We start from the raw sequence: 1,312 nt of genomic DNA, 5'->3' as shown, positions 1-1,312 counted from the left end.
CAACCTTGTTTCTTGGAACCAAGAACAGAGAAATACCTTTAGGGCCGGCAGGCGCATCAGGAAGCTTAGCGAGGACCAAATGAATAACGTTTTCAGAAAGATCTTGGTCACCACCTGTAATGAAGATCTTAGTACCTGTGATCGCGTAGCTACCGTCACCGTTGTCTTCAGCTTTAGTGCGGATCATACCTAGATCTGTGCCTGCATGCGGCTCAGTTAAGTCCATCGCACCAGCCCACTCGCCAGAATACATCTTAGGTAGATACTTCTGCTTAAGCTCTTCAGTGGCGTGTGCATCAATTGCCAAACTTGCACCAGAAGTTAGGCATACATATAAACCAAAAGAGATATCAGAAGAATAAAGCATCTCTTCATACTGAGCACCTACCATTTTAGGCATACCCATTCCTTCGTATTCAGGGTTACCCGTAAGACCTGACCAACCACCTTCAACAAAAGTCTTATAAGCTTCTTTATAACCCGCTGGAGTCGTTACAACACCGTCAGTCCACTTACAACCTTCTTCATCACCATTACGACTTAAAGGTGCAATTAGTGATGCAGTGATCTTACCCGCTTCTTCCAATACTGCGTCAGCAGTATCAATATCGATGGTGTCTTTTGTGCCCGCAAGCGAAGCCCAAAGCTGCTCTACACCAAACACTTCATTCATCACGAAACGAATATCTTTTAACGGAGCCTTATACTCAGCCATGTAACTACCCTCTATCCTCTGTTGATCCAACACGTAACAACCTTGTCTTACAAGGTATTTTTCAATAAAAACCCCGAGCTGCTTGTGGCTATTCGGGTGTGATTTACTTATGTCCGGGAAAACCTAACGCCGCACATTTAAATCATGCGGCGCATTTTAACGTAAAAAGCCCGCGAATGCGGGCTTTTTTTTGAATCAGATTAACTCAAGCTTAGAAAGCGAAGTTATCTTCTTCAACAGCCATCATAGACTCGGCACCCGCTTCAATCATTTGAGCGTGAGCTAAAGTACGTGGCAAGATACGATCAAAGTAGAACTGAGCAGTTTGCAGCTTAGTCTTGTAGAACGCTTCTTCTGTTGTACCTTCTGCTAGCTTCTGCTGAGCAACATCAACCATCTTCGCCCAGAAGTATGCTAAACATACATAGCCTGAGTACATTAGGTAATCAACTGACGCTGCACCAACTTCATCACGATTCTTCATGGCATTCATACCAATCTTCATCGTAATATCGCCCCACTCTTTGTTTAGCTTGGTTAGCGGCTCAATGAACTGCGCCAAACCTTCGTTATCTGCATTTTCTTTACAGAAAGTGT

At 44.1% G+C, this 1,312-nt stretch carries 2 protein-coding genes; both read right to left on the bottom strand.

The window, feature by feature from the left end:
- Positions 1-715, bottom strand: a 715-nt coding sequence (locus A3756_RS20800) for an acyl-CoA dehydrogenase family protein (protein WP_197481437.1), incomplete at its 3' end; no start/stop codon positions are given.
- Between the two features lie 211 nt (positions 716-926).
- Positions 927-1,312 (bottom strand): acyl-CoA dehydrogenase C-terminal domain-containing protein (locus A3756_RS20795; protein ID WP_197481436.1); only part of this gene is annotated, 386 nt, incomplete at its 5' end.

This window comes from Oleiphilus sp. HI0086, from assembly GCF_001635225.1.
Note: the sequence above shows the minus strand (reverse complement) of the source record. Positions and strands in the feature narration are given on the sequence as shown.